Source organism: Aeromonas bivalvium (assembly GCF_000819765.1).
GTDB classification, from domain to species: Bacteria; Pseudomonadota; Gammaproteobacteria; order Enterobacterales; family Aeromonadaceae; genus Aeromonas; species Aeromonas bivalvium.
Map to the genome: position 1 here is coordinate 1 of NZ_CDBT01000039.1, position 8,527 is coordinate 8,527.

General features: G+C 64.1%; 10 protein-coding genes. 6 read left to right on the forward strand and 4 right to left on the reverse strand.

The genetic code is table 11. The features are described 5' to 3' along the window. The 3 genes from trpD to BN1119_RS12070 form a co-directional block, all read right to left on the reverse strand. On the reverse strand, positions 1-633 hold a 633-nt coding region (gene trpD, locus BN1119_RS12060; RefSeq protein WP_041998170.1), incomplete at its 3' end, for an anthranilate phosphoribosyltransferase. A gap of 14 nt (positions 634-647) precedes the next feature. Beyond that, positions 648-1,265, reverse strand: a complete 618-nt coding sequence (locus tag BN1119_RS12065; protein ID WP_041998171.1) for an aminodeoxychorismate/anthranilate synthase component II — start codon at positions 1,263-1,265, stop codon at positions 648-650. After that, positions 1,262-2,887 (reverse strand): anthranilate synthase component 1, encoded by a 1,626-nt coding sequence (locus BN1119_RS12070; protein WP_041998173.1) that lies wholly within the window; start codon positions 2,885-2,887, stop codon positions 1,262-1,264. The genes BN1119_RS12065 and BN1119_RS12070 overlap by 4 nt, the downstream gene beginning before the upstream one ends. A gap of 410 nt (positions 2,888-3,297) precedes the next feature. On the opposite strand from BN1119_RS12070, the gene rnm reads away from it, so the two are divergent. The 5 genes from rnm (at position 3,298) to rluB (ending at position 7,496) form a co-directional block, all read left to right on the forward strand. After that, the gene (gene rnm / locus BN1119_RS12075) at positions 3,298-4,185 is read left to right on the forward strand and encodes an RNase RNM (protein WP_041998175.1); all 888 of its coding nucleotides are present in this window, start codon (positions 3,298-3,300) and stop codon (positions 4,183-4,185) included. Between the two features lie 88 nt (positions 4,186-4,273). Then, positions 4,274-4,894, forward strand: a complete 621-nt coding sequence (locus BN1119_RS12080) for an L-threonylcarbamoyladenylate synthase (protein ID WP_041998178.1) — start codon at positions 4,274-4,276, stop codon at positions 4,892-4,894. Between the two features lie 22 nt (positions 4,895-4,916). Then, complete coding sequence (locus BN1119_RS12085; protein WP_041998180.1) at positions 4,917-5,747, forward strand: segregation and condensation protein A; 831 nt, start codon at positions 4,917-4,919, stop codon at positions 5,745-5,747. A gap of 137 nt (positions 5,748-5,884) precedes the next feature. Then, the gene (gene scpB / locus BN1119_RS12090) at positions 5,885-6,457 is read left to right on the forward strand and encodes an SMC-Scp complex subunit ScpB (RefSeq protein WP_041998182.1); all 573 of its coding nucleotides are present in this window, start codon (positions 5,885-5,887) and stop codon (positions 6,455-6,457) included. Positions 6,458-6,572: 115 nt separating this feature from the next. Then, on the forward strand, positions 6,573-7,496 hold the full coding sequence (gene rluB / locus BN1119_RS12095) for a 23S rRNA pseudouridine(2605) synthase RluB (RefSeq protein ID WP_041998183.1): 924 nt from the start codon (positions 6,573-6,575) through the stop codon (positions 7,494-7,496). 66 nt (positions 7,497-7,562) lie between these two features. On the opposite strand, the gene BN1119_RS12100 is transcribed toward rluB, so the two are convergent. Further along, positions 7,563-8,078: a winged helix DNA-binding protein gene (locus BN1119_RS12100; protein WP_041998185.1), complete on the reverse strand. Its 516-nt coding sequence runs from the start codon at positions 8,076-8,078 to the stop codon at positions 7,563-7,565. Positions 8,079-8,211: 133 nt separating this feature from the next. On the opposite strand from BN1119_RS12100, the gene BN1119_RS20710 reads away from it, so the two are divergent. Continuing rightward, positions 8,212-8,527: carboxyltransferase domain-containing protein (locus BN1119_RS20710; protein WP_041998187.1), on the forward strand; the 316-nt coding region annotated here is incomplete at its 3' end.

Here is an 8,527-nt window from a genome sequence, read left to right on the forward strand (position 1 = left end):
CAGACCCAGCGCCAGCAGGGTTTCTGCGATGGGGCGCACCAGCTCGGGGGCATAGACGCCCATCAGTTGATAGCTGGGACGAGCGGGGTTGATGAGGGGCCCCAAGACGTTAAATAGCGTCCTGGTTTTCAAGGCCTGGCGCACCGGCATGGCGTGGCGCACCCCGGCGTGGTACTGGGGGGCGAACAGGAAGCAGATGCCGAGCTCGTCCAGACAGCGGCGGGCCTGGGCCGGGCTCATGTCGAGCCTGATCCCCATCTTGTCCAGCAGATCGCTGGAACCGGACTTGCTCGATACCGAGCGGTTGCCGTGCTTGGCCACTTTCAGGCCGCAGGCGGCGGCCACCAGGGCCGAGGTGGTGGAGACATTGATGGTGTTGAGGCCATCGCCCCCTGTGCCGACGATGTCGCAGAAGGCATAGTCCGGGCGCGGGAAGTCGCGCGCTTCGGCCAGGAGGGCCTCGGCGGCGCCGGCTATCTCCTCCGGGGTCTCGCCCTTGAGCTTGAGGGCGGTGAGCAGGCTGGACAGCACTATGGGGTCCACTTCGCCGCGCACCACCTGGCCGAAGGCATCGCGGGCGGCGTCGCGGGTGAGAGACTGTCCCTGATAGAGGGTGTTGAGATGATGATGCATGGGGTCTCCTTACCTTAACGCACGTGGCTTTCGGGACGGGTGATGTGGGCGAGGGCCTGGGTCAGCAGGCGGGCCCCTTCGCTGGTCATGATGGATTCCGGATGGAACTGGAATCCCAGCACGCGATCGTCCCCCTGCTCGACGGCCATGGGCATGCCCTGATAGTGGGCAATCACAGTCAGCTCTTGTGGCACATAGGTGGCCACCAGGGAGTGGTAGCGAGCCACCGGCAGCGGGCTCGGCAGGCCGGCGAAGGCGCCGTGGCCGTTGTGCTCGATGAGGGAGCGTTTGCCGTGGACTATCTCCCCCGCCGCCCCGACGGTGCCGCCATAGGCTTCACACAGGGCCTGATGACCGAGGCAGATGCCGAGGATGGGCACCCGGCCCCGGGCCAGCTTGATGAGATCGATGAGGCAGCCCGCATCGACCGGGGCGCCGGGCCCGGGGGAGAGCACCAGCACGGCATCGCCGCCGCAGGACTCGATTTGCGCCATGATGCGGCTCGCCGGCAGGCTGTTGCGATAGATGCGCACCGGGTAGCCGAGGGAGCGGAACTGGTCGACGAGGTTGTAGGTAAATGAATCGAAGTTGTCGAGCAGGAAGATGTTAGTGGCTGTTGATGCGGTACTCATGGGCGCACGTCCTTATGTTGCTCCTGCTGGGCGCTGAGGGCCTGCAAAGAGGTGCCATGACTGGCGGCGATGGCGGCCAGCACGGCGGCCGCCTTGGCACGGGTCTCGTCCGCCTCGGCCTGGGGTTTGGAGTCATAGACCACGCCGGCACCGGCCTGGACATGGGCGATGCCGTTCTTCACGAAGGCGGAGCGGATGACGATGCAGGTATCCATCTCGCCGGCGCCGTTCAGATAGCCCACGGCGCCGCCATAGCTGCCCCGTCTGCGCCCTTCCACCTCGCGAATGAGCTCGCTGGCCCGCAGCTTGGGGGCGCCGGTCAGGGTGCCCATGTTCATGCAGGCCTGGTAGGCGTGCAGGGCATCCAGATCCGAGCGCAGGGTACCCACCACCCGGGAGACCAGGTGCATCACATGGCTGTAGCGATCCACTTTCAGCAGATCTTTGACATAGCGGGTGCCGGGCTCGGAGATGCGGGCGATGTCGTTGCGACCCAGATCCACCAGCATCAGGTGCTCGGCCACCTCCTTCTCGTCCTGGCGCAGTTCCAGCTCGATGCGGCCATCGAGATCCAGGTTGATGCTGCCGTCCGGGTTGAGGCCACGGCGGCGGGTGCCGGCGATGGGGTACATCTCCACCTCCCGGCTTTTGGCGCAGAACTTGACCGCGCTCTCGGGGGAGGCGCCAAACAGGGTGAAGCCCTCGTCCTGCACATAGAACATGTAGGGGCTGGGGTTGGTCTGCTTGAGGCGGCGATAGGCGGCGAGCGGGCTCGGGCAGGGCAGGGAGAAGCTGCGGGACGGCACCACCTGGAAGATATCGCCCCGGCGGATGAAGCCCTTGAGTTTTTCCACCTCGGCGCAGAACTGCTTGTCCCCCTTGTCCACGCTCATGCCCGTCGTCAGCACAGGGGCGGGCAGCGTGACGGCGAGGTCCTGCTGGCAGGCCAGCTTGAGAGCCGCCAAGCGGTCGGTCAGCCGGGCACAGCGCTCGTCCAGGTCTCCTTCGCCACCGAACAGGCAGGCGCTGAGCTGAGTGCTCTGCTTGATGTGATCTATGGTGATCAGGGTCTCGGCCACGTAGAAGCAGTAGTCGGGACAGTCGTTGCTCCCATCCGGCACCTCGGGCAAGTCTTCGAACGAGGCGATCAGGTCATAGGCGAAGGTGCCGGCCATGAACAGGGCTGCCTTGCCCGCCTGGCATTGCAGCTCCCGCTGCAGGGTGCGCAGCACGTCCAGCACGCCGCAGCCCTTGAGGCGGCTGTCTTCATCGAGCGCCCTGTCCGAGGCGGGCACCGTCAGTACCAGTTCGGTCTGCTCGTCGTGGCGCTCGATGGCGGCAGGCAGGCGAGCCCGCAGCAGAGCCTGCAGGGCCAGACCATTGTCGGTGAGGGGGCGTACCCGCACGGTGCGAGCGCGGCACTCGATGCGCAGGCAGGCATCTACCAGCAGCAGGCTCTGGGTGCCCGCCTTGGAGTCGATCTCCACGGACTCGAGCAACAGGGTGTTGGCGCGATCCTGGCAAAGCTGGGTGAACAGGGCCAGAGGATCGGCCACATAGGGGGCGTTGAGCGCGATCGCATCAAATTCGCCAAGGGATAAGGGTGTGGTGCTGCCTGTCATGATGCTGTCCCTTGCATGTGATGGAAATTACCGATGTTCATGATGTTGTATCTCTTGAATATGAATGGGTGTTGGTCGGGTCGATGGGGTTGCCATCGCCATGTCTGCGCCCTTATCTGAATTCTCGGTTTCATCACGGGTCCATTTGCCGGATAATAAAAAAGCCCGCTGGGGTCAGCGGGCTTTTTCTTTGGGTTCTTAATTTGCTGTCAGATTACAGGTACAGCAACGACCACACGCCCGCATGTCAGGGAGTGTGCCACCACCAGATGGTCAGGATGGAAGTCGTTTGCATGATTGAGTCCTGTAAAAAGCTGTTTGCAATGAAGTGCCTACAGAAAACGATAAAGCGGCTGCCAAGTCAAGTCGCTTTTTGCCAATTCGCCCTGAACCATGCGAGCGAGATACCGATGCGATTCGATCTGCACTGCCATACCACCGCCTCGGACGGTGTGCTGACACCCGGGGAGCTGGTGCGCCGCGCCGCCGAGAAAGGGGTGGAGGTGTTGGCGGTCACTGACCACGACACCCTCGACGGGCTTGACGAGGTGCGAGCCACCATCCGCGCCGAGCAGTTGCCGCTGCGCCTGGTGAGCGGGGTCGAGATCTCCACCGGCTGGGAGCACCACGAGATCCACATAGTGGCCCTGGGGGTGGATGAAAAAAATCCGCAGCTGGTGGCCTTTTTGGCCGGTCAGCGGGCCCGTCGGGAGGCCCGCGCCCTGGAAATTGGCCGCCGTCTGGAGAAGTGCCAGATCCCGGGCACCTATGAAGAGGCCAAGGCCTTGGCCGGCGATGCCGCCGTGACCCGGGCCCATTTTGCCCGGGTGCTGATGGCGCGCGGGGTGGCCGACACCATGCAGAAGGTATTCAAAAAGTACCTGAGCCGTGGCAACAAGGGGTATGCTCCGGCCGAGTGGCCCGAGATGGGGGAGGCCATCAGCGCCATTCACGCCGCCGGCGGGCTGGCGGTGCTGGCCCATCCCAGCCGCTATGACCTCACGGCAAAGTGGATCAAGCGGCTGCTGGCGGCCTTCAAGGCGGCCGGTGGTGACGCCATGGAGGTCTCGTTGCCCCAGCAGAGCCCTCAGGAGCGGGCCAACCTGGGTCAGTGGGCCAGGGAGCACGACCTCTGCATCTCGGTGGGATCGGATTTTCACTTCCCGTCCAGCTGGACCGAGCTGGGCCGCCATCTCTGGCTGCCCAAGGAGGGGATGCCGCTCTGGCTGGCCCATCCCGACCATTTTGGCCTCAGCAGCGAGGAACATCAGACCCTGCTTGCCAGCCGTGCAGGCTGATGCGGCGTCCGCACAGGTCCCCGTGCCTGTAGTAAAGTGGCTATTGTTTTGATGGCAGGATGAGCCTGCCCTATTCCGGGAGGAATATATGAGTCAGCATTTCTACGTACACCCAGACAATCCCCAGGCCCGTCTCATCAATCAGGCGGTGCAGATCATTCAAAACGGTGGCGTCATCGTCTATCCCACCGATTCCGGCTATGCCCTGGGCTGCCAGATGGGCGACAAGGGCGCCCTGGAGCGCATCTGCCGCATCCGCCGCATCGACCCGAATCATGACTTCACCTTGGTGTGCCGGGATCTCTCCGAGATCTCCACCTATGCCAAGGTCGACAACACGGCGTTTCGCCTGCTCAAGAGCAATACCCCAGGGGCCTATACCTTCATCTTCAAGGCGACCAAGGAGGTGCCCCGTCGCCTGATGAACGAGAAGAAGAAGACCATCGGCATCCGGGTGCCGGACAACAAGATTGCTCTGGCCCTGCTCGAAACCCTGGGGGAGCCCCTGCTCTCCACCACCCTGATCCTGCCGGGTTCCGAGATGGCGGAGTTCGACCCCGAAGAGATCGCCGACAAGCTGGGCAAACAGCTGGATCTGGTGCTCAACGGCGGTTATCTGGGCGAACAGCCGACCACTGTGGTGGATTTCTCCGATGACGAGCCCGTGGTGCGTCGCCGCGGCGCCGGGGATCCCACGCCGTTTGAGTGAGGTCGGCACGCCATCTCGCGAGATGGAGACGATGACGGTGATGGCCGCGCCCATCGCCACCGTGCTGGGGCAGCCCTATCATGAGCTGCCCCAGGATCTCTTCATCCCCCCGGATGCACTCGAGGTGTTCCTCGAGACCTTCGAGGGGCCGCTGGATCTGTTGCTCTATCTCATCCGGCGCCAGCAACTCGACATCCTCAACCTGCCTATCTTGCAGATCACCACCCAGTACATGGGCTATGTGGAGCTGATGCAGGAGCTCAACCTGGAGCTGGCGGCCGAATACCTGCTGATGGCGGCCTGGCTCGCCGAGATAAAATCCCGGATGCTGCTGCCCAAGTCCCCCGAGCTGGCGGAGGAAGAGGAGGGGGAAGACCCACGCGTCACCCTCATTCGCCGCCTGCAGGAGTACGAGCGCTACAAGGTCGGCGCCGAGCAGATGGACGCGCTGCCCAGGCTGGAGCGGGAGATCTTCGTCGCCAGCGCCTTGCCGCCGGATTTCGGTGCCCTCAAGCCGCTCTCCCCCGATGTTTCCCTGGTGGAGCTCGCCCTCTATATGCAAAGTGTGGTAAAACGCGCGACGCATTTTGAACATCACCAGATCCGCCGCGAGCAGATCCCGACCCGGGTGCGGATGGCGGAGATCCTCGCCCTGCTCTCCCTGGGGCAGACCCTGCGCCTTGAGCAGGTGCTGCGGGCCGAGGAGGGGCGGATGGGGGGGCTGGTCACCTTCCTGGCCCTGCTCGAGCTGTGCAAGGAGCAGCTGATCTGGATCCTGCAGGCCGAGCCCCTGGGACCCATCCACTTCGCCCTGGCCAGCCAGACAGAGGAGACGCCCCCCCATGTCCAGTGACACCAGTGCCCCTTGCGCGTGCAAAGGGCGTGAGTTCATTAATTCGCCAGCGAACTTGTGGTATGCTGCGCCCCGCGATTTTGAGCCAGGGTGCCGGCCCGGCCGGATCCTGGCTGCGGGCGCGCAGGAGGTGAGCCATGGCCCTGCCCGCTGAGCGGCTCAAGACCCTGCTCGAGGCGGCGCTGTTTGTCGCCGGGCGCCCGCTGACGGTGAGCGAGCTCAAGGGGAGCGTGCTGGCGGATTACCCCGTCACCAGCCGCTACGTCCAGCTGCTGCTGGCGGAGATCCGGCAGGATTACAGCGAGCGGGGAGTGGAGCTCAAGGAGGTCGCCTCCGGCTGGCGCTTCCAGGCCCGCCAGGAGTACGCCGAAGAACTCTCTCGCCTGTGGAGCGAGCGGGCGCCCCGCTATTCGCGGGCCGTGCTGGAGACCCTGACGCTGATTGCCTACCGTCAACCCATCACCCGGGCCGAGATCGAAGCGATCCGCGGGGTGGCGGTCTCGAGCCAGATAGTGAACACCCTGAAAGAGCGTGGCTGGGTGCGCAGCATAGGCCACAAGGAGGTGGTGGGTCGCCCCGAGCTGCTCGCCACCACCCGTGAATTTCTCGATTACTTTAACTTGCAGAGCCTGGAGCAGCTCCCCGAGCTGGACACGTCACTGCAATCCCCCTTGCCGGCCATGGCGGGCGAGGGTCAGGACAATCCATGAGTGCCCCCGTGACGGGATGGCACCTCAATCATGATGGCGGGGTCCGAACCGGGCTCCCCGCCGTCGTTACCCTTGCCCGGGGTGCCGGGCAGGGATCAACAATCAGGTAACCCCGATGAGTGAAAAACTGCAAAAAGTGTTGGCCCGCGCGGGTCACGGCTCCCGTCGTGAGATGGAGGCCCTGATCACCGCAGGTCGGGTCAGTGTGGATGGCAAGGTCGCCACACTGGGGGATCGCGTCGAAGTGAACGCCGTGATCCGGGTGGATGGCCACCAGGTCAAGACCCGTGCCGCAGAAGAGCAGATCTGCCGCGTACTGGCCTATCACAAGCCGGAAGGGGAGATGTGTACCCGTCATGATCCCGAAGGCCGTCCCACCGTGTTTGATCGCCTGCCCAAGATGGAAGGGGCCCGCTGGATAGCGGTGGGGCGCCTGGACGTCAACACCTCCGGCCTGCTGCTGTTCACCACGGACGGCGAGCTGGCCAACCGCCTGATGCACCCGAGCCATCAGGTGGAGCGGGAATACGCGGTGCGGGTCTTTGGCGAGATCACCGAAGCCATGCTGCAGCGCCTGCGCAAGGGCGTGCAGCTGGAAGATGGCATGGCCAAGTTCAACAAGATCAAGCCCGCCGGCGGCGAGGGGCTGAACCAGTGGTTCAACGTCACCCTGACCGAGGGACGCAACCGCGAGGTGCGCCGCCTGTGGGAATCCCAGGAAGTGCAGGTGAGCCGTCTGATGCGCATCCGCTACGGCGACGTCAAGCTGGACCGCACCATTCCCCGCGGTGGCTGGATGGAGCTGAAACTGCCCGAGGTGAACTACCTGCGCGGCCTGGTGAACTTGAACAACGAGACCGAATCCAAGGTGGATCTGCAGCAGGATGGCAAGAGCAGCCGCCACAAGCAGGCCGCCCAGATCCGTCGCGCCGTCAAGCGCCACAAGGAGATGCAGGGCAAGGAGCCCCGCGCCCGCAGTGCGAGCGCCCGTCGCAAGCCGACCTCCTCCACCCGCAATTCCGGCACCGGCAGCAAGTAATTCCGGTCGTCATCGCCAAAGAGCCTGCCCCGCAAGGGGCAGGCTCTTTTTATTGGGCCTTCGCCACTACAGGGAGGCGGCGGCGCGAGACGCCTGATCATAGAGGCTGGCAAACAGTCGCAGCTGCTGCGCTATCTCCGCGGCCGAGGCGTTCGCTCCGGCCAGACCGCTCTCCACTATCACCTGGATCAGACACTGTTCGCGGATCTCGCTGTATTGGTGGCACAGGGCGGCGCCGGTCGGCGTGGTGCTGAAATGCACCTCCTTGCCCACCTTGGTGCGCGCCGCATACCCCAGGGTCACCAGCTTCTTCAGGGCATAGGTGGCGACATGGGTATCCTCGATGTTGAGCACGAAGCAGATATCGGCGAGCCGCTTGGGACGATCCCTGTGGTTGATGTGGTGGATGAGCAATACCTCCAGCGCGGTCAGCCCCTTCTCGCCGGCGGCCCCCATGCAGCGCACGACCCAGCGGTGGAAGGAGTTGTTGAGCACGGTCAGGCCGAACTCCAGCTCCGAGAGGGCGGGGGCCTGAGCCGAGACGAGGTGGGCCGATGAGACGATGGAGGGGGGCTTGGTCATGGAGACTCCTTTCCTGATGAGAGGCCAGCGAGACGGCCGGCGTGTCCTGTGATGACATATTGTAGATAAATTATCGATGTTTTGTTGATATCTTTGCTGTATGTTAATCAAATGTTTTTGTTTTGGGGGCTGTATGGGATCGAGTGAGTGTCGCCTCTACCCGCTGGGAGAGCGGGCCCTGGTGCTGGAGACGGGTCTGGGGGCCGATCTGATCGGCCAGCGGCGAGTCTGGTGGCTGGCACAGCGCCTGCGCGAGCAGGGCGGGGGCGAGCGGTTGGAGGAGATAGTGCCGGGGATGAACAATCTGACCCTGGTGTTCGATCCCGAGGTAACGGACCCCACCTCTCTTGGGTTGTGGCTGACCGAGTTGTGGCGCCAGGGGGAGGAGCTCGACTACCGGCCGCGGGGGCGGGAGATCCCGGTGCACTACGGCGGTGAATGGGGCCCCG

Bases quoted from the DNA above. Each gene is read 5' to 3' on its own strand.
- rluB (WP_041998183.1), top strand. From the start codon at position 6,573: ATGAGTGAAAAACTGCAAAAAGTGTTGGCCCGCGCGGGTCACGGCTCC.
- BN1119_RS12080 (WP_041998178.1), top strand. From the start codon at position 4,274: ATGAGTCAGCATTTCTACGTACACCCAGACAATCCCCAGGCCCGTCTC.
- scpB (WP_041998182.1), top strand. From the start codon at position 5,885: ATGGCCCTGCCCGCTGAGCGGCTCAAGACCCTGCTCGAGGCGGCGCTG.
- BN1119_RS12070 (WP_041998173.1), bottom strand. From the start codon at position 2,887: ATGACAGGCAGCACCACACCCTTATCCCTTGGCGAATTTGATGCGATC.
- BN1119_RS12065 (WP_041998171.1), bottom strand. From the start codon at position 1,265: ATGAGTACCGCATCAACAGCCACTAACATCTTCCTGCTCGACAACTTC.
- rnm (WP_041998175.1), top strand. From the start codon at position 3,298: ATGCGATTCGATCTGCACTGCCATACCACCGCCTCGGACGGTGTGCTG.
- BN1119_RS12100 (WP_041998185.1), bottom strand. From the start codon at position 8,078: ATGACCAAGCCCCCCTCCATCGTCTCATCGGCCCACCTCGTCTCGGCT.
- BN1119_RS12085 (WP_041998180.1), top strand. From the start codon at position 4,917: ATGGAGACGATGACGGTGATGGCCGCGCCCATCGCCACCGTGCTGGGG.